This is a genomic window from Erythrobacter sp. JB3-1 (genome assembly GCF_057364995.1).
In genome coordinates this window covers 2,632,932-2,650,246 of sequence record NZ_CP200289.1, presented here as the reverse complement: position 1 = coordinate 2,650,246, position 17,315 = coordinate 2,632,932, and the positions used below count along the sequence as shown (strand labels likewise).

Annotated in this window: 15 protein-coding genes; 12 read left to right on the top strand and 3 right to left on the bottom strand. The window is 58.8% G+C overall.

The features are described 5' to 3' along the window. Positions 1 to 55 precede the first annotated feature (55 nt). Positions 56 to 1,075, bottom strand: a complete 1,020-nt coding sequence (locus tag AC0V6M_RS12610) for a D-alanine--D-alanine ligase family protein (RefSeq protein ID WP_486139152.1) — start codon at positions 1,073 to 1,075, stop codon at positions 56 to 58. A gap of 162 nt (positions 1,076 to 1,237) precedes the next feature. Between AC0V6M_RS12610 and AC0V6M_RS12605 the strand changes: the two genes are divergently transcribed. From AC0V6M_RS12605 to AC0V6M_RS12595, 3 genes are all read left to right on the top strand, one after another. Continuing rightward, positions 1,238 to 2,329: a hypothetical protein gene (locus AC0V6M_RS12605; RefSeq protein ID WP_486139151.1), complete on the top strand. Its 1,092-nt coding sequence runs from the start codon at positions 1,238 to 1,240 to the stop codon at positions 2,327 to 2,329. Continuing rightward, entirely contained in the window at positions 2,326 to 2,730 is a 405-nt protein-coding gene (locus tag AC0V6M_RS12600; RefSeq protein WP_486139150.1) for a hypothetical protein, read from the top strand. The genes AC0V6M_RS12605 and AC0V6M_RS12600 overlap by 4 nt, the downstream gene beginning before the upstream one ends. A gap of 71 nt (positions 2,731 to 2,801) precedes the next feature. After that, positions 2,802 to 3,437 carry a class I SAM-dependent methyltransferase gene (locus AC0V6M_RS12595; RefSeq protein WP_486139149.1) on the top strand — a complete coding sequence of 212 codons (636 nt, stop codon included), beginning with the start codon at positions 2,802 to 2,804 and terminating at the stop codon, positions 3,435 to 3,437. A gap of 60 nt (positions 3,438 to 3,497) precedes the next feature. Here AC0V6M_RS12595 and AC0V6M_RS12590 read toward each other — a convergent pair whose 3' ends face one another. Further along, positions 3,498 to 6,224, bottom strand: a complete 2,727-nt coding sequence (locus AC0V6M_RS12590; protein ID WP_486139148.1) for an Rne/Rng family ribonuclease — start codon at positions 6,222 to 6,224, stop codon at positions 3,498 to 3,500. Positions 6,225 to 6,679: 455 nt separating this feature from the next. Between AC0V6M_RS12590 and AC0V6M_RS12585 the strand changes: the two genes are divergently transcribed. The 3 genes from AC0V6M_RS12585 (at position 6,680) to prfB (ending at position 11,417) form a co-directional block, all read left to right on the top strand. Next, entirely contained in the window at positions 6,680 to 7,564 is an 885-nt protein-coding gene (locus AC0V6M_RS12585; protein ID WP_486139147.1) for an N-acetylmuramoyl-L-alanine amidase family protein, read from the top strand. A gap of 116 nt (positions 7,565 to 7,680) precedes the next feature. After that, positions 7,681 to 10,188 carry a penicillin-binding protein 1A gene (locus tag AC0V6M_RS12580; RefSeq protein ID WP_486139146.1) on the top strand — a complete coding sequence of 836 codons (2,508 nt, stop codon included), beginning with the start codon at positions 7,681 to 7,683 and terminating at the stop codon, positions 10,186 to 10,188. A gap of 101 nt (positions 10,189 to 10,289) precedes the next feature. Continuing rightward, a complete protein-coding gene (prfB, locus tag AC0V6M_RS12575) occupies positions 10,290 to 11,417 on the top strand; it encodes a peptide chain release factor 2 (RefSeq protein ID WP_486139145.1) in 1,128 nt (375 codons plus the stop codon). A gap of 21 nt (positions 11,418 to 11,438) precedes the next feature. Here prfB and AC0V6M_RS12570 read toward each other — a convergent pair whose 3' ends face one another. Further along, positions 11,439 to 12,029 (bottom strand): hypothetical protein, encoded by a 591-nt coding sequence (locus tag AC0V6M_RS12570; protein ID WP_486139144.1) that lies wholly within the window; start codon positions 12,027 to 12,029, stop codon positions 11,439 to 11,441. An 89-nt stretch (positions 12,030 to 12,118) separates the two neighbouring features. Here AC0V6M_RS12570 and AC0V6M_RS12565 point away from each other — a divergent pair, with 89 nt between their 5' ends. The 6 genes from AC0V6M_RS12565 to AC0V6M_RS12540 all read left to right on the top strand — a co-directional run bounded on the left by AC0V6M_RS12565 (position 12,119) and on the right by AC0V6M_RS12540 (position 17,315). After that, positions 12,119 to 12,850, top strand: coding sequence for a class I SAM-dependent methyltransferase (locus AC0V6M_RS12565; protein WP_486139143.1), 732 nt, complete (start codon positions 12,119 to 12,121; stop codon positions 12,848 to 12,850). Positions 12,851 to 13,150: 300 nt separating this feature from the next. Beyond that, positions 13,151 to 13,660: a bifunctional 3-hydroxydecanoyl-ACP dehydratase/trans-2-decenoyl-ACP isomerase gene (gene fabA / locus AC0V6M_RS12560; protein ID WP_472645223.1), complete on the top strand. Its 510-nt coding sequence runs from the start codon at positions 13,151 to 13,153 to the stop codon at positions 13,658 to 13,660. A gap of 25 nt (positions 13,661 to 13,685) precedes the next feature. Next, positions 13,686 to 14,915, top strand: a complete 1,230-nt coding sequence (locus AC0V6M_RS12555) for a beta-ketoacyl synthase N-terminal-like domain-containing protein (protein ID WP_486139142.1) — start codon at positions 13,686 to 13,688, stop codon at positions 14,913 to 14,915. Positions 14,916 to 14,960: 45 nt separating this feature from the next. Continuing rightward, complete coding sequence (locus tag AC0V6M_RS12550) at positions 14,961 to 15,749, top strand: enoyl-ACP reductase FabI (RefSeq protein ID WP_486139141.1); 789 nt, start codon at positions 14,961 to 14,963, stop codon at positions 15,747 to 15,749. Positions 15,750 to 15,759: 10 nt separating this feature from the next. Next, positions 15,760 to 16,230 (top strand): GNAT family N-acetyltransferase, encoded by a 471-nt coding sequence (locus tag AC0V6M_RS12545; RefSeq protein ID WP_486139140.1) that lies wholly within the window; start codon positions 15,760 to 15,762, stop codon positions 16,228 to 16,230. After that, complete coding sequence (locus AC0V6M_RS12540) at positions 16,227 to 17,315, top strand: esterase/lipase family protein (RefSeq protein ID WP_486139139.1); 1,089 nt, start codon at positions 16,227 to 16,229, stop codon at positions 17,313 to 17,315. Before AC0V6M_RS12545 ends, AC0V6M_RS12540 begins: the two co-directional genes overlap by 4 nt.

The following is a 17,315-nucleotide window of genomic DNA, read 5'->3' as shown; positions in this document are numbered from 1 at the left end:
GGGGAGCGGGCGCTGCATGGTGTCCGCTCTCCATCGCAATTTGGGATAATCCCGCTCAAACAATTCCGTTCCGCCTAAGGCCCTCGGCGATCAGTGTTTCGATAAGGTCTTCCTGGCTCCACCCAGCAAGCTCTGCCGCGCGTCCAAAGACCTTTTGCGACCACAGATTGCAATTGAGGTTGAGCTCCAGAAAGGTGATTTCGCCCGTGTTCTCGTTCACGCGGAATTCGAACCGGCCATAATCAAACGGGCGGTATTCTTCCCAGCTGTGCTTGGTCAGCGCAGCGATCTTCGCAGTCAGTTCTGGATGCTCAAAATGTTCCAGCGCATACTTCTGGCTGCGGTCAACCAGATCGCGCTTCTCCTGATAGGTGCGCAGATGCGACGGGTCCGCCTGGCGGAAGATCATCATGGGCAGGATTTGCGGCTCGCCATTGATGGTGACGACCGGAACTTCGACATCGCTGCCATCCAAGAACGGCTCAACAATCGCGTCTTGCCCGCCATTGCTTTCGTCATTGTGGATGCGCTCCACGGCGGCCTTCACGCCTGCCCAATCGCGCGCATCACCCACGCCCCAGCTTGCCGATGAGGCATTGGGTTTGATCACATAGCGATCCGCCTTGGGGCATTTCGCCTGCTCAATCGGAGCGCCTTTGCGGTAAATCGCCCAAGGCGCGGTAGGGACGCCCGCATCCACGGCTGCGCGCTTCGCCAGATGCTTGTCATCCGACAGTCCGCGCAGGATCGGGCTGGCGCCGAGATAGGGAATGCCCGCGCGCTCACATAGCAGCGGCACCAACATTTCTGAATTGAAAAAGCCGGCGCGGTTGAGCAGCGGAAAGACGAAATCCACATCTTTGGGCGGATCAAATAGAATATCGAAGGTCTGGGTAATGGTCAGTTTCAGCCCAAGCCCCTCAAGCACCTCGCGCATTTCGCGGTGGTACATCGCATGATTGCCATCCTCAGGATGGATCTCACCCTCCCACAGCGCGTTTTTTGCAAGGAACAGGATATGTGCGCGCTTTTTGACCTCATCGGGAATGCGCAAAGGGGTTAGCGTGTCTGTCATGTTTTCATGCCTAGCAAGCGGTATGGTGCCGCGCATTTACGGCGGAGAGACGGGCGGCGCCAGCGGAAAACTTACCCGGGGTATCAACCGGTCCAGCGCCGATACACTTCCCATCGCTTATGACCGTGAATATAGCAACGCTGGGTCGCATTAAATAAACTGATGGAATGGTCGCTCATTACAAAGATAAAATACAACAGACCCGATAATGGGCTCGATCGCACCGTAGCATGTGACGCATTGGTCAGTGCGCTGTCCTCTGGAGGGGACGAGCGGATCACCTTGCGGGCAGAGACCGGCCTGAATAAATACCATTCTGCGCCCTATCCGCGCGATGTGGTGGCCTATTCCTCCTCGACGGTCAGCGATATTTCCGGCCCTGCTTTTGCGCATCTCCTGGCGCTGGAAGCGGCAGAGGATTGCCCAACCTATTCGGACCAACTCGATAGCCTGAGACGCCGGATCAAAGCCGCCTATTCTTTGTCCGCGGCAAGCGAGATTGTATTCGCGGCATCCGGCACTGATCTGGAATATGTCGCGCTGGCGAGCGTTCATGGACGCGCTCCCGGCGGCATCCACAATATCCTGCTGGGCGCCGATGAAATCGGCAGCGGCTGCATCCACTCCGCCCATGGCCGCTTTTTTGCTAAGGCAACGGCGCTGGGCATTCCATCAACCCCGCGAGAGGATGTTGCGGGTTGCTCCTCGATTAGCCTGGTCGATGTGCCGGTCCGCTGCAGCGAAGGTGCCGCTTGCTCCAGCGCAGAGATCGCCCAGAGCCTCGCGAGTGAGATTGAGCTTGCCAGAGCCTCAGATCGCCATGCTCTGGTGCACATCGTCCATGGGTCCAAGACCGGCCTGGTCCTGCCCGATCTCACCGATCTTGACGAGCTACAGGCGCGTTTTGGCGATCATGCGACCTTCGTCGTCGATGCCTGCCAAGCCCGCATCACCAGCCCAGCGATTGCCGCCTATGTTGAGCGCGGCTGCATCGTTCTGCTGACCGGATCGAAGTTTATGGGCGCGCCGCCGTTCAATGGCTTTGCCGTTGTGCCTTCCGCTGTGGCGGCGCAAGCGGCATCGCTGCCAAGGGGTTTGCTCAAATCTTCAACCAGGCGGAATTCCCCGATAGCTGGCCTGGCACCGAAGCATTGGGCGAGGGGGAAAACCGCTCGCTCGCGCTGCGTTTGGAAGCCGCTGTCTTTGAGCTTGAGCGGTTTCAACGGATCGCGCCAGCGAGGGTTGAGGCGATGATTGCGGCGTTTGAGGCAGCGCTTCAGGCACAACTTATCGAGCCGCTGAGCGTAAAGCGTGTGCTGCCCAACTTCACTTCCGCCGAGGGCGCTAAGCTCGATTTACCGATTGAAATGCGCACCTTGGTGACGCTTGATGTCAGCATGTTGCCGTGTCTGCGTACTTTTGATGATGCGCAGGCGCTTCACAAAGAGCTGGCCCATGATGGCGTGCGGCTTGGCCAACCGGTGAAATGCGTGCGGCAGGACGGCGGGTGGGGCGGCACTCTGCGCGTTGGCCTGTCCATGCCGATCATGAGCGCGTGGGCTGATACGAGCGCGGCTGAGGTCGAACGTCAACTTGCGTATGATCTGGGTCTGGTTGCGGACAAATTGCGGGAAAAGACGCTGACCTTCGCCTGATCACAAGCGCATGATTGGCTTTTGATAAAACTGCGGTACACTGATCTCCTGTTGGTCTTGGGAGGGTGCCGATGGCTGTTCAAGAATGGTATGATGCGCACATAATGCCGCGCTTGGTCGGCTATGCCTGCGCGCAAGGCCAAGTGATGAAACGCCGCTCAAAGGTCGTGCCGCTCGCCCGCGGTGATGTGTTTGAGCTGGGCTGCGGCGGCGGGTTAAACCACCAGTTTTATGATCGCGATGCCGTCACCAGCTTTGCCGGGATTGATCCGCATGGGGCGCTGCTCGATCAAGCAAAGGCCGCTGCCGAGGCCAAAGGCTGGCCCGCTGACATTCGTGAAGGGGTGGGCGAGGCAATCCCCTTTGCCGACCGTTCATTTGATAACGTGGTTTGCACATTCACTCTGTGCACGGTCGAAGATCCCGCTCAGGTCATGTCGGAAATGCGCCGCATCCTGAGACCCGGCGGGCAAGTGTTGTTTTTGGAGCATGGACGCGCGCCAGACCCGGATGTCGCCAAATGGCAGGACCGGATTGAGCCGATCTGGAAAAGGCTTGCCGGCGGGTGCCACCTGACACGGCCTATCGGTTCGGCCCTGCGCGGGGCGGGTTTTGACGTCGAGCCGCATGGGCAGGGCTATCTCCCAAAGGCTCCCAAGTTTGCGATGTGGAACGAGTGGGGCGTGGCGCGTAAGCCGGGGATGTAACTATCACCCCCGGCTCACGATTGCCGCTATAGAACTGAATTTACTCAGTTAAATACGATATTATTCGCCAAATGTCCGCTGCCACCAGCCACGCTTAGCCTTGCCGCCAGCGGCTGGTGCTTCTTCAGCAACCTCGGCTTTCGGTTCAGCAGGCGCGCTTTCGCTTGCTGAAGCCTCGGTGTCAGCCTTGGCCGCTGGCTTTTTCTTGGCGCGCGGTTTGGCCGGAGCCTTTTTCTTAGCAGGTGCCTTTTTCTTGGCCGGTGCTTCGTCAGCTTCCGCCTCAGGAGCATCCGTCACTTCTGCGGCTTCCTCAGGCTTCTTCTTAGCCCGCGAAGCCCGTTTGCGCTTCGGCTTCTCTTCCGCAGGCGCTTCTTCTGCAGGAGCGACTTCCGCTGGAGCCGCTTCGGTCTCTGCTTCAGGCTCAGGCTTCTTCTTAGCCCGCGAAGCCCGCTTGCGCTTTGGCTTCTCTTCCGCAGGTGCTTCTTCGGGCGCAGCATCGGCGGCAGGTGCCGCTTCCCCTTCGCCTGAGCTTGCTTCTACGCTCTCGGCTGCTTCCTCGGATGCGTTGTCGCCTTCCTTGCGGCGGCGGCCCCGGCCACCACGGCGGCGGCGACGCTTTGGCTTGTCTTCGCCATCATCGTCATTGGAGGCTTCACGCCCGCCATCGCTGTCTTCGCCATCTTCACCGTCGTCATTGGCTGCATCATCACCGCGATTTTCGTCACGGTTCTTGTTGCGGCCCCGGCCACCACGGCGACGGCGACGGCGCTTCTTCTTTGGCGCGTCATCATCATCTTCGTCTTCGTCGAAGCTTTCTTCTGGCAGATCATCATCGTCATCTTCATCGACGATGGGCTCAAACTTCGGTGCGTGTGTTGGGCGAGGGCCAGCACTGGCAACGCTCATCTTTGCGCCTTCATCTTCACCTTCCGGGACGACTTCGACATTCACGCCGTAACGGTCTTCAATCTCAGCCAGATCGCTGCGTTTGGCGTTAAGCAGGTAAACCGCCGCTTCCGTGCTGGCAGACAGGCGAATGATGGTGCCTTTGCCCTTAGCTGCTTCGTCTTCGATAATGCGAAGCGCAGACAGGCCAGCGGAGGATGCGGTGCGAACCAAGCCAGTGCCATCGCAATGCGGGCATTCGCGGGTCGTCGCCTCAAGCACGCCAGTGCGCAGACGCTGGCGGCTCATTTCCATCAGCCCAAAGCCAGAGATGCGGCCCACTTGGATGCGAGCGCGGTCGCTCTTTAGAGCTTCCTTCATCTGCTTTTCGACTTTGCGGACGTTGGAATTGTATTCCATGTCGATGAAGTCGATCACGACCAGACCGGCCATATCGCGCAGGCGCAATTGACGGGCGATTTCGCGTGCAGCCTCTAGGTTCGTGGCAACGGCGGTTTGCTCAATGCCGTGCTCTTTGGTGGAGCGGCCAGAGTTGATGTCGATTGAGACCAAGGCCTCGGTCGGGTTGATCACCAGATAGCCGCCCGATTTGAGCTGAACCACCGGATCATACATCGCCCGCAACTGGTCCTCGGCGCCGTAACGCTGGAACAGTGGGACCGGATCGGAATAGGCTTTCACCCGGCGCGCGTGGCTGGGCATGAGCATCTTCATGAAGCTCTTAGCCGACTTATAACCTTCCTCGCCCTCAACGATCACTTCCTCAATCTCGCGATTGTAGATGTCGCGGATCGCCCGCTTGATCAGATCGCTGTCTGAATGGACCAGCGACGGCGCGGTAGAGGACAGCGTCTTTTGACGGATCTCGTCCCAAAGGCGGGCTAGGTAATCAAAGTCACGCTTAATCTCGGTCTTGGTGCGGCTGATGCCAGCGGTCCGAACGATCAGGCCCATAGTCTTAGGCAAAGAGAGGTCGGAGACGACTTGCTTCAAACGCTTGCGATCAGACGAGGAATTGATCTTGCGGCTGATCCCGCCGCCGTGCGAGCTGTTCGGCATCAGCACGGTGTAACGACCCGCGAGGCTGAGATAGGAGGTGAGGGCAGCGCCTTTGTTCCCGCGCTCTTCCTTCACGACCTGAACCAAGATCACCTGACGGCGCTGGATAACGTCCTGAATTTTGTAGCGGCGACGCAGCGCCATACGCTTGGCGCGCACTTCATCGACTTCTTTCGCGCGGCTGCGGCTTTTCTTGTTGTCGCCTTTTCCACCCTGACGGCGGCGGCCACGTCCGCGGCCACGGCGGCTGCGGCGCGGCTTGTCGTCTTCGTCGGAATTTTCCCCATCAGATGTCTCGCCATCCTCGGCATCATCGTCTGAGCTGTCGTCGTCATCATCGTCGTCATCGCCGTCGACGGTGCCTTCTTCGATGGTGGCGACTTTGTCTTTTTCAGAGGTGTCGATCTCTTCCATGCCGTCTTCGGCGAGATCTTCTGCCAAAGCCTCAGCGGATTCGTCCTCAGCGTCATATTCCTCGCCGGGGACATTGCCTTCGTCCTCTTCCTCAGCGCGCAGACGCGCCTCTTCTTCGGCGGCCTCCGCTTCTTCAGCAAGCAACCGCTCCCGATCATCCTGAGGGATCTGGTAATAGTCCGGGTGAATTTCACTAAAGGCGAGGAAGCCATGCCGGTTCCCGCCAAAGTCGACAAAAGCCGCCTGCAGCGATGGTTCTACCCGGGTAACTTTGGCTAGATAAATATTGCCTTTGATCTGCTTGTGTTCGGCAGATTCAAAGTCGAACTCCTCAATCCGGTTGCCTTTTAGTACCGCCACCCGGGTTTCTTCCGAGTGGCGCGCATCGATTAGCATGCGCGTTGCCATTATGTTGTCTCCACGCGCCTATGGCGGCTCGGTGGCCGCTCATAAAACGCAATTTGTATGATGAAACGGCTCGCCAAATGTCTTGGAAGACATCGCTAGAGCCGGTCGATTTATCGGATCCCCGAGCACCAATTGCGCGGGGTTTGATGAATGTGTCTGCTGCGGCAAGAGTGCGGGATTGACCAAATTCATGGCCCCCGTTTCGGCTCGCACAAACCGTCGCCAGCGCCGGGCGCTGCAACTGGAATTGCGAGGAGAAGCGTCTCGTCACTGCATCAACCTGTTAAGTGGCCTTGGCAAAAGGGTTCTGCCTAGGCGTCGAGAACAAATTGGCGAGTCGCACCGGGCTATCCCACCGCGCCGGCCAATTTTCGATGAAATCCTGTTAGCATCGTGGGTTAGATGCCGCAACCATATTGCGTTCTCCTATCACAACACACTACGCCATTATGGATATGTCACTGCGTACGCTGATCCTGATGGTTATTCTGCTGCCGGCCTTACTGGTGGGCGGGGCGATCGCGGCGGGCGTAACAATACCGGTTCCGCAATTGGGCCGCGACTATGTTCAGCGCATTAGCCTGGGCGGAGAGGGCGGACCGCTGGCTTTGCCTGACATCACCGGCCCTGATGACCTCACCCGGCCTCTGGTCGTGATCGATGCTGGGCATGGTGGGCGCGATCCCGGCGCGGTCGGTGAAACGCCCGATGGCCAAGTCGTTCGCGAAAAGGACGTGACGCTCGCAATCGCCTTGGAGCTGCGTGACCAATTGCTAGCCGATGGCGGCATCCGCGTGGCCATGACCCGCAGCGATGACAGCATTGTTCCACTAGGCGACCGGCCAGAGATCGCGCGGCAATTGAACGCTGACTTGTTCGTGTCGATCCACGCCGATTCCGCTGGCGGCATAACCGATGTCTCTGGCGCGAGCATTTACACTCTGTCCTCAGAAGCCTCGAGCGAAGCCGCCGCCCGGTTCGCCGCGCGTGAGAACGATGCCGACCGCTTGAACGGTCTCGCCATCGAGGGACAAAGCGAAGAGGTCAGCGCGATCCTCGTCGAATTGTCGCAGCAGCAGACGCAGGACAGCTCAGCCGATCTAGCCTCGCTGATTATTCGTGAAGGCGAGGGCGAACTCGCCTTTGTCGGCACGCCTCAACGCTCCGCTGCTCTGGCTGTCTTGAGAGCACCTGATGTGCCGTCAGTCCTGTTTGAAAGCGGCTTTGTCACCAATCAGGCAGACCGAGCGCGCCTCACCACGGAAGAGGGCCGTGCGACCTATGCGCGTGTTTTGGCCCGCGCGATCCGCATTTACTTTGCGCGCAGAGCGGAGAGATAGCCGCCCGCATCACTATGCCGACTGATGCAATCTGACGACAAGCCTCAGGTTCATCGGATAATCACACACAAGGCGCTAGCGCCCGCAAAATCACTCATGCTAAGACGCGATCAATTATGACTGAGTCCACCCAACAGACATCGCTTGAATATTTCCGCTACCGCCTAGGCAGAGACCTGAGCGCGGCGGGCGGTTGGTTTAAGGCGAAATGGAAGTCGAGCCTGCTGTTTAAGCTCGGCGCGTTTGGCCTGATTGTACTGCTGCTTGCATGGGTAGCTGGCTGGGTTTTCCTGGCGCGCGATCTGCCCGATGCGGAAGGGCTTCTCGATTATGAGACCCCGCTGCCCACCGTGGTGCGCGGGATCGATGGCGAGATTGTGCATTCCTACGCCCGCGAACGCCGGGTCCAGCTGCAATATCCAGACTTCCCAGAAAAGCTGGTTGAGGCCTATCTGTCGGCGGAAGACAAAACCTTCTTCTCGCACGCCGGCGTCGATATCACCGGCACGGCCAATGCTGTGTTCGACTATGTCAGCAAGCTTGGCTCGGGTGACCGGGCCGTGGGCGGCTCCACCATCACTCAGCAAGTGGCGAAAAACCTGCTGCTAGGCGATGAGTATTCGGTCACACGTAAGCTGAAAGAAATGATCCTCGCGAGCCGCATCGAAGGGGTGATGACCAAACAGGAAATTCTTGAACTGTACCTCAACGAAATTCCTCTGGGTCGCCGCAGCTTTGGCGTGCAAGCGGCAAGCCGCGCCTATTTTGACCGCGATGTTGCCGATCTTGAATTGCACCAAATGGCCTTCCTCGCGATCCTGCCAAAGGCACCGGAACGCTACGGCCGCGCGGCCAATGAAGATCGAGCATTGGAACGCCGCGATTTCGTCCTCTCACAAATGGAAGAAAACGGCTTCATCACCGCTGAGGAAGAAGCCGCTGCCAAAGCCAAACCACTAGGCCTCGTGCGCCAGCGCAGCCAGCGTTCGGTCGATGCAGGCTATTTCCTAGAAGAAGTCCGGCGCAAGCTGATCGCGGACTTTGGCGAAAGCGCCGAGGACGGCGAGAACAGCGTCTATGCTGGCGGCCTATGGGTGCGCACCTCGCTCGATCCAGAGATGCAGGACGCCGCGCGCAAAGCTCTGCGCCAAGGCCTCGTACGCTATCACGGCAGCCGCGGTTGGAGCGGACCGATTGCCACCATCAATTTCGATGACGGGCCGTGGGACAGTCAGCTCGCGAGTTCTAACATCAGCGTCAATTACGAAAATTGGCGCGTGGGCGTGGTTACCAACCGCAGCGGCTCCAGCGCCACGATCGGATTCTCCGATGGCGAAGAGAAACCGCTGAGCGGTCTGCCCAACGCGCTCAAAGCAGGCGACGTGATCGCCGTGCGGCCCAGCGGCAATGGCTACCGTGTGCAGGCGATCCCGCATGCTCAAGGCGGGCTCGTCGTACAAAATGCGCAGTATGGCCGGGTGCTGGCGATGCAAGGCGGGTTTGATTATCGCCTGTCTGACTTTAACCGAGCGACCCAAGCAGAACGTCAGCCAGGCTCGACCATCAAGCCGTTCGTCTATGCCACCGGCCTTGACCACGGCATGACCCCATCGACCGAAATCGATAACTCACGCTATTGCTATTATCAGGGCCGCCGTCTGGGTGAGAAGTGCATTCGCGGCGGTCGCGCGGGCGAATTTCCGCTGCGCTACGGCCTTGAGCAATCGCAAAACATTATGACCGTTCAGATCGGCATGACTGCGGGCATGGACAATGTCGTTCAGCAAATCGAAGATCTGGGCATTGGTAGCTACGATCCCTATCCGGCCTTTGCATTGGGCGCGGGCGAATCCACCGTGATGAAGATGACGGCAGCTTACGCCGCGCTCGCCAATCATGGACGCCTCAACGATCCAACGGTGATCGACTATGTTCAGGACCGCGATGGCAAGGTGATTTACCGCGCGGACAATCGCAAATGCGATGGCTGCAACATGCCGAACTGGGATGGCAAGCCGATGCCTCGTTTTGGCCTGAAAGGTGAGCAAGCAATGGACGCGCGCACCGCATTCCAGACCATGCATATGCTGAAGGGCGTGGTTGATCGCGGCACCGCCACCGTTCTCAACGATCTTGGCCTGCCGCTGTTCGGCAAGACTGGCACAACCACCGGGCCAAAGGATGTTTGGTTTATCGGCGGCACGCAAGAGTTGATTGCGGGCGCTTATGTGGGCTTCGATACGCCGCGCAATATGGGCGGCTACGCTCAGGGTGGCACCATCGCAGCCCCGATCATCAAGACACTGATCCGCGAATCGCGCGACAAATGGTCTGACCTTCCGGCAATTGCGCCAGCGGGCGTCCGGATGGTCCGGGTGGACCGCCGCTCGGGCAAGCGAGTGCTTGATGGCTGGCCCACGAATGACAAGCGCTCCGCCATCATCTGGGAAGCGTTCAAGCCGGACACTGAGCCAGAGCGTTCAACCCGCGCCGATGAAATCGCGGCCAAGCGTGACGAGATCCTGGAGCTGATCAAATCCGCTCGGGGCAGCGCGGCTCAGGCCACCGAATCCAGCGATGGCGAGGTCGAGGACTTCGTCGAGGAACAAGGCGGTCTGTATTAGCGGCGCGTTTGCTCAATCCGCCGCCGCCATTCCCGCTCAAACTTTACAATCACGGCCCGCCCGTTAATCGGGGCCATTCAAACCACCGCAAAGGATTTGCCATGCGCGCAGAGGCGCAAGCCAATATCGACCGGATCGAAGCTGCGCTTGATCTGGTGCGCCTGTCGCTCGATTGGGAGCGCGCTTTGCGGCGTCTGGACGAGCTGAACGCGCGGGTTCAGGACCCCAGCCTGTGGGACAATCCCAAGGAAGCGCAGGCGGTCAGCCGCGAGCAAAAGACGCTGGAAAACGCTGTTGCGACGGTGCGCGATATCTCCTCTGAAATGGCCGATGCGATCGAGTTCATCGAGATGGGCGAGGCCGAGGGCGAAGAGGATATCATCAATGATGGCCTGAAGAGCCTGGAGAAGCTCGCCGATCGTGCCGACGCCGACAAGGTGCAGGCGCTGCTCTCAGGCGAGGCAGACGCCAACGACACCTATATTGAAATTCACGCGGGCGCTGGCGGCACCGAAAGTCAGGATTGGGCCGAAATGCTGTTTCGCATGTACGGCCGCTGGGCCGAACGGCGCGGCTATAAGATTGAAACGGTCGAATATCAGGCGGGCGAGGCTGCTGGTATCAAATCGGCCACCCTGCTGGTCAAAGGCGAGAACGCCTATGGCTATGCCAAGACCGAAAGCGGCGTTCACCGCCTCGTGCGGATCAGCCCCTATGATAGCAATGCGCGCCGCCACACCTCGTTCAGCTCGGTCTGGGTGTATCCAGTGATCGACGATGATTTCGAGGTTGAGATCAACGAAGGCGACCTCAAGATTGACACCTACCGCGCATCAGGTGCGGGCGGACAGCACGTCAACACCACCGACAGCGCGGTGCGGATCACGCACCAACCAACCGGCATTGTCGTCGCCAGCCAAAACGACCGCAGCCAGCATAAGAACCGCGCAACCGCAATGAACATGCTGAAAGCGCGCCTATTTGAACGCGAAATGGCCGAACGTGAAGCGGTCGCTTCTGGCGAATACCAAGAGAAAAGCGACATCGGTTGGGGTCACCAAATCCGATCTTACGTGCTGCAACCCTATCAGATGGTCAAAGACCTACGCACTGGCGTTACCTCAAGCTCGCCCGACGATGTCCTGGATGGCGCGCTTGATCCGTACATCTCAGCCGCTCTCGCTCAGCGCGTGACGGGTGAGACAGTCGAAGTGGAAGACGTCGAGTAAATTCGGACAACACTGCCCAGATCAGTAATCGGGCAAAAAGCGGTAATCTGCGACAGGAATGATCTGGACCGGTTGAGGCGTCGTTAGAAACGCAACGACATCCTGAGCTGCACTCATCAGCGCTTCGCGGGTTTTGAAGTCACATATCTCTATCCGGCGGTCCATGATCCGTTCGACGTTCTCATTCGGTTTCGTCCCTGCGCATTGCGGGGAATAGACTTTCACCGTGCGGTCTTCGTCAATATTCGCAATCAGATAGGGGCGCTCCAGAGTCCCATCTTTCTCGAAACTCAGCAGCAGATGCCAACCATCCGGCGTGTTCGGTATCTCAATGAATGCGACATGCTGAGTCTCTCCTCGGACGCGAATCTCCTCGCCGTCCGCGTTGAATTTTTCGCCTGCTGTTCGCACCAGTTTGACCCGCCGATCAGGTTCGACGCTGACGACCTCTTGGCCCAGTCCCACTGGTCGGTCACGATCCATTGTGTTGTAAACACGCCCGTTGAGATCGACCTCGGCGTAGTCGGCTGGGGTGAACAGAGGCTCTTGCGACAGCCAACAACCGGAAAGTCCGAGCACCATCGCAAAAGACACAATTATCCGCTGAAACATCAAAACCCCTATCAAGACTTGCCCAAAGCACCGATCACGGCGACACAGCTTTTGCCATTCTGCATTAGGATATGTAAGCGCGCGGAACGATGAACATCCGTATAACACAAATCTTGGGCTCTCTGCCTCTTGTCTTGGTCTTGGCCGGGTGCACACCGCAGGCAGAGCAAGGCGATCGGCCGGAAAGCGCGCTTGAGTTTCCGCTGCCCGACAGGCCCGTTTCGACGATCACCTCAAACCAGTTTTCTAACGAGGACGCACGTGATGATCGCGGCGAGGCGCAAAAGGTCATGGACCTTGCCAATATTGGCGAGGGCATGACAGTCGCCGATATCGGCGCGGGCGAGGGGTATTACACCGTTCGCCTCGCAGAGCGCGTAGGAGAGGCTGGCCGCGTGCTGGCTCAGGATATTGACCGCGATGCCCTCGAACGGCTGGGCCGGCGGGTCGAGAAAGAGCGGCTGGAAAACATCTCGATCAAGCTGGGCGAGGTGGACGATCCACAATTGCCCAACAGCAGTTTTGACCGCATCTTTCTGGTCCACATGTATCACGAGGTCAGCGAGCCCTATGCCTTCCTCTGGCGGCTGTGGCCTGCAGTGGCGGAAGGCGGGCAAGTGATCGTAGTTGATACCGACCGGCCCACAGATCGCCACGGCATGCCGCCCAAATTGCTGTTCTGCGAATTTGACGCGGCAGGATACCGCCTGATGGAATTTCTTGAGAAGCCGGATATCAAAGGGTATTTCGCGCGCTTTGAGCGGGCAGACACTCGGCCCGAGCCTAGCGAGATACAGGCCTGTAGCCTGAACAAGAAATAGGCGCCGAAGCGCTCAAACTGTGCGGACTTCCGGGGATAGTCGGCGGTAGCAGGCAAAATGTGACATTGTGTTGCACCGCGCGCGACCGTACACTCGATAGCGAAAAGTGCGTGGGCAACCTCGCTGGGGAGCGTTCATTGTTTAGGGGATTTGGGCCATCCGCCGCGCGAGCGGCGAAGATCGATCCCGCGAACTTCATGTAGGCGTTAACCGGGCGGCCTTGCGCTCTTTAATTCAACCATGCGGGGTGCTACGCGCTGCCGCGATCACAATGCCAATAGGTTAGGAGTACCGCCCGGGATGACAGATTTTCCAACCAGCTTTGACCGTGAGGATCTGCTCAAATGCGCGCGGGGCGAATTGTTCGGCCCAGGTAATGCGCAATTGCCAGAACCTCCAATGCTGATGATGGACCGGATCACCGATATCTCCGGCGACGGCGGGGAACATGGCAAGGGTCATGTGGTGGCCGAATTTGATATCAAACCGGACCTATGGTTCTTCGACTGCCATTTTCCTGGAAATCCGATCATGCCTGGCTGTCTTGGTCTCGACGGCCTGTGGCAGCTCACTGGCTTCAACCTCGGCTGGCGCGGCTGGCAAGGGCGCGGCTATGCGCTGGGCGTGGGCGAAGTGAAGCTCACCGGAATGGTGCGGCCAGATCGCAAGAAGCTCACCTACTTCGTGGATTTCACCAAAGCGATGCAATCTCGGCGTTTGACGATGGGTGTGGCCGATGGCCGGGTAGAGGCCGATGGTGAGGTCATCTATCAAGTTAAAGATATGAAAGTTGCGCTCTCAGAGGCCTAAGGCCCAGAGACGATAGGGGAAAATCATGCGTCGCGTCGTCATTACCGGACTGGGGATCGTTTCCTCGATTGGCACCAATCAAGCAGAAGTGCTGGCATCGCTGAAGGCGGGCAAATCTGGCATCAGTTTCAACGAAGACATGGCCGAACACGGCTTTCGCTCTCAGATCGCAGGTTCGGTGGACCTCGATGTGAAAGAGCACGTCGACAAGCGCACCTTGCGCTTCATGGGGCCGGGCGCTGCCTATGCGCATATTGCCATGGGTCAGGCGATTGCCGATGCGGGTCTGGAAGAGAAAGACGTCATCAACCCGATGACCGGCGTGATTGCTGGATCGGGCGGCCCGTCAACCTCTGCGATGCTGACGGCGCATCAAACGGTTCTTAAAAACGGCTCCACCAAGCGGATCGGGCCGTTTGCTGTGCCCAAGACCATGTCCTCTACGGTCAGTGCTAACCTCGCGACAGCCTATCAAATCAAAGGCATGAATTTCTCGATCACCTCGGCCTGTTCCACCTCGCTGCACTGCATCGGCCTGGCGGCTCAGCAGATCGCATTGGGCCAGCAAGACGTCATGTTTGGCGGCGGCGGTGAAGAGCTGGATTGGACATTGTCCTGCCTGTTTGACGCCATGGGCGCGATGTCGAGCAAGTATAACGACACGCCGGAGCGCGCCTCTCGCGCCTTTGATGCGGACCGCGATGGATTTGTGATCGGCGGCGGCGGCGCAATGGTCGTGCTGGAAAGCCTCGAACATGCGCAAGCACGCGGCGCGAAAATCTATGCCGAAGTCACCGGCTTCTGCGCCACTTCGGATGGTGCGGACATGGTTGCGCCTTCGGGTGAGGGCGGCGAGCGAGCGATGCTCGGGGCCATCAAGACGCTCAGCGAAGACCGCAAAGTCAGCTATATCAACGCGCACGGCACCTCCACGCCGGTCGGCGATGTCGGCGAAATCGAAGCGGTGCGCCGCGTGTTTGGCGAAGGCACCACCCCGCCGGTTAGCTCAACCAAATCGATGACGGGCCACAGCCAAGGAGCCACCGGCGCGCAAGAGGCGATCTATTGCCTGCTCGCCTTGGAGCATGATTTCATCATTCCGTCGATTAACGTGGAAACGCTCGACCCGGCATTGAAACCGGAAGAGATTGCGACACAGTTGGTCGAAAATGCCGGACTTGATACGGTTATGACCAATAGCTTCGGATTTGGCGGCACCAATGGTTCGATGTTGATGTCGAAATTTCACGGGTGAGAATTTAGCGCAGGATAGTCTGCCAATAGGTGAGGTAAGATAGGCATGGGCGTCCTTACGGGAAAACGCGGACTTGTGATGGGCGTCGCGAATGATCGCTCAATCGCCTGGGGAATTGCCAAGGCCTGCGCCGATGCGGGCGCTGAGCTTGCCTTCACCTATCAAGGTGAGGGATTTGGCAAAAGGTTAGAGCCGCTTGCGCAGAGTGTCGGCTCGGACGTCATGCTCGATGTCGATGTAACCGATGACGCCTCATTGGATGCTGCCTTTGCCGCTTTGCAGCAACGCTGGGACACGCTCGATTTCGTGGTCCACGCGATCGCGTTTTCCGATAAGTCGGAGCTGACCGGGCGGTTCCTCGATACCTCGCGCGATAACTTCAAAAACTGCATGGATATCTCCGCCTACAGCCTGATCGAGGTCACGCGCCGCGCGCATCCGATGATGGTGGAAAGTGGCGGGACGATCCTGACGCTCAGCTATATGGGCTCAACCCGCGTGACGCCTAATTACAACGTGATGGGCGTGGCCAAGGCGGCGCTGGAATCGACGGTTCGCTATCTGGCCGATGACCTTGGCCCAGAGGGCATTCGCGTCAACACGATTAGCCCTGGCCCGATGAAGACGCTGGCTATGTCGGCGATTGGCGGCGCGCGCAGAACCTATCGTCACACGGACACCAATGCCCCGATGCGCAGCAATGCGACGCTGGAGGCGGTGGGCGGCACGGCGGTCTATTTGTGCAGCGATGCGGGCGCTTTTACGACTGGCGAGATCATCCACGTCGATGGCGGCTTCCACGTTCTGGGCATGCCGCAGCTCGAAAATTTGTGATCGGTGATTGATGATCATGCATTTTGGTGAAGCCAGCCTTGCGGATGAGAGCGTCCTGAAACTGCTGGAATACCACCATGCGGATATGCAGGTCGTCTCGCCGCCGGGCACGGCCTATGCTTTTGATATCGAGCGTCTCAACGCGCCTGACATTCGACTGTTTGGCGCGTGGGAAGAGGGTGTCTTGCTGGCGGTAGGCGCGCTGCGTTCCCACTCAGATTTTGCCGAAATCAAGTCGATGCGCGCCGCGCCCGAGGGAGCTGGGCGAGGGGCGGGCAAGGGATTGCTCGCTCGCATGCTGGAGATTGCGCGCGCCGATGGCTTTCATACCGTAAAGCTCGAGACCGGAATCAGTCCTGCTTTCGATGCTGCAAATGGCCTTTATCGCAGCTTTGGTTTCACTGAGACCGAGCCGTTTGCCGGATATCAGGACAATGGCGACAACCGCTTCTACGCCCTCTCTTTGAGTGCTGCGCAGTGACCGAGACCAAACCTCCACGCCCCGGCTTTTTGAGCCTCGCCAGCGAGCTCTTGGCTCTGCCCAAGGTGATTGTTGCCCCTCTGCGTTCCGCCGATCCGGTTGAGCCATTTGCGAACGGCAAAACTGCTCTGGTCATTCCCGGAATGCTATCAAACAATGCCGCGACCGCGCTGCTGATCGCAAACTTGCGGCAGGCCGGGTTTGACGCGCATGGCTGGGAAAATGGTCTCAATACCAAGGTTACGCCTGCGCGCATCACCGCCGTGGAAGAGCACGCTGCAAGATTGTCAGATCAGGCCGCGCAAAAGATCGTCGTGATTGGCTGGAGCCTTGGCGGTTTATACGCACGGCTGCTGGCACACCGCCTGCCGCATCACATTGATCTGGCCGTGACATTGGGATCGCCGTTCTCAGGCGATAGCCGGGCAAACAATGCCTGGCGTCTGTATGAGGCGATGAACGATCACAGCGTCGATAACCCGCCGTTTGACGAGGATTTGTCGGTTAAACCGCCTGTGCGTACTCTGGCGATTTGGTCGAGCAGGGACGGGGTGATCCATCCTGAATGCACCGCTGGAACGCCAGAGCAGTCGGACCTGCGGATTGAACTGCCCTATAAGCATCTCGAGCTCGCCGCATCGCGCCGCGCGATCCGCGAGCTGGTGGGTATCCTGCGCGAAGAAATGCGTGACGGCGCGCCTTCTGCGCTCGCCTTGGCCCGGCTGCCTGTTCTGACGGACGAAGAAATCGCCCGCAGGCTGCCCGTTTGGACGGTGCTGTCGGACACGTTCCTAGACACCGAACTCGACGAGCATCACTATTTCCGCATCGCTGAGATGATCACTGAGGCGGGCTATTCCAAGGAAGAGCTGGAGACGATCTACCGCTGCGAGGTGGAGCCAGCGTTCTCGTTCAACCTGCTAAACCCTGCGGGCGAATGGGCTGGGTGGCCTGAGGAATTCATCTTGGAACGCGTACTCGCAAGCCGCAAAACACCCGAGACGCAGGCCCGGCCGCGCGTCATCATGCACGATCACATCAAATCGGAATGGGTGAAGATCAGCCGCGCTTTGGACGCGCTCTAA